The 1,231-nt window shown below is 63.3% G+C and carries 2 protein-coding genes; one reads left to right on the forward strand and one right to left on the reverse strand.

What is annotated here, in order from left to right:
• Positions 1-693: MobQ family relaxase (gene mobQ, locus SAZ01S_RS23235; protein ID WP_167693253.1), on the reverse strand; the 693-nt coding region annotated here is incomplete at its 3' end.
• 172 nt (positions 694-865) lie between these two features.
• On the opposite strand from mobQ, the gene SAZ01S_RS23240 reads away from it, so the two are divergent.
• On the forward strand, positions 866-1,189 hold the full coding sequence (locus tag SAZ01S_RS23240; protein WP_084584693.1) for a conjugal transfer protein TraD: 324 nt from the start codon (positions 866-868) through the stop codon (positions 1,187-1,189).
• Positions 1,190-1,231: the final 42 nt, after the last annotated feature.

Raw genomic sequence — 1,231 nt, forward strand, 5'->3', positions numbered from 1 at the left:
CGCGATGTCGTGATGCTCTTCGAGCCGTTCGGACGCGAGACCCTGGTCGGCCATCCGCGCCGCTGCCGGACCGATCTTGTGCTGTGGTTCGAGATCGATGCCCTGCGCTTCCAGCGACCGATGATCGACACGCGCGTCGATGTCGAGTTCGGCCAGCCGCGCATTGACGTGCCCCGCCCAGCGCTCGCGCCACTTTTCCAGCAGATCGGTGCGGTTCCAGTCGCGGTTCTTCTTGCCGAAGCCCTCGCCGTCCACCTCGCGCAACGACAGCATGACATGCGCGTGCGGCTTCGGCTCGCCATCAGCACCGACATCCCAATGCACATTGAGATCGGCGACCATCCCGCGATTGACGAACTCTGCCTGAACAAACTCGCGCGCCAGCCGAATGCCCTCTGCCTGGTTCAGCTCGCGCGGGATCGCGAATTCGATCTCGCGGGCAAGCTGCGCGTCCTTGCGCAGCTCGACGGCTTCGACGGCATTCCACAGCTTTTCCCGATCGGCGAGATGATCAGGCGCGCCGTCCGGCAGCAGCACCTCGGAGTGCACGACGCCAGCCTTGTTCGAGAAGTCGTGGTGCCGATCGAGCCGCTGATCGTGGAGCCGCGAAGCGGAACGATAGGCAGCAGCGGCCAGCGCCGACGATCCGCTGGCGCGGCTGATGATCTTGGCCGAGAAATGGTAGATCGCCATAGCGACGTTTCATGTACACTGAAACAAGCGACGTCGGCACGACGTATAAGCGCGCCCTCAAAAGATTTCATCTTTTTCACGACGTGATCATCCCAAGAAGTTTCACGGCATTTGCGCTGATCGATGCAGTTCCTAAATCAAAGAACATCACCCATCAATTACGGAGGTTTCGATGCGCAAGCCACGGGACTTTGATTCGGAGCTGAAGGCGCTCGACAGCAAGGCGCGAGAGCTCAAACAGGCCAAGCTCCAGCAGCTCGGCGAGCTGGTCGTCGCGACCGGTGCCGATGCACTTCCAGTCGACCAGCTGGCGGGCGCGCTGCTCGCCGCTGTCAACGCGTCCGACATGATCGCACGGGAGGACTGGCGCCAGCGTGGCGCGACCTTCTTTCATCGGCAGGGCAACGCTCGTGGGCGCGCTCGTTCGCGTGCGGCATCGGCTGCGGCAGCTGACGGCGACGCGACACCGGCTGGAGGCGCAACGGGCGCGGAATGACAGGCGAGCCTGGGTCGTGAAGCGTCGCGAGCGTACGAGGAA

It is taken from the genome of Sphingomonas azotifigens NBRC 15497, assembly GCF_002091475.1.
In the GTDB taxonomy this organism is placed as follows: domain Bacteria; phylum Pseudomonadota; class Alphaproteobacteria; order Sphingomonadales; family Sphingomonadaceae; genus Sphingomonas; species Sphingomonas azotifigens.

Coding starts and splice junctions, on each gene's coding strand:
- SAZ01S_RS23240 (WP_084584693.1), top strand. CDS start 866: ATGCGCAAGCCACGGGACTTTGATTCGGAGCTGAAGGCGCTCGACAGC.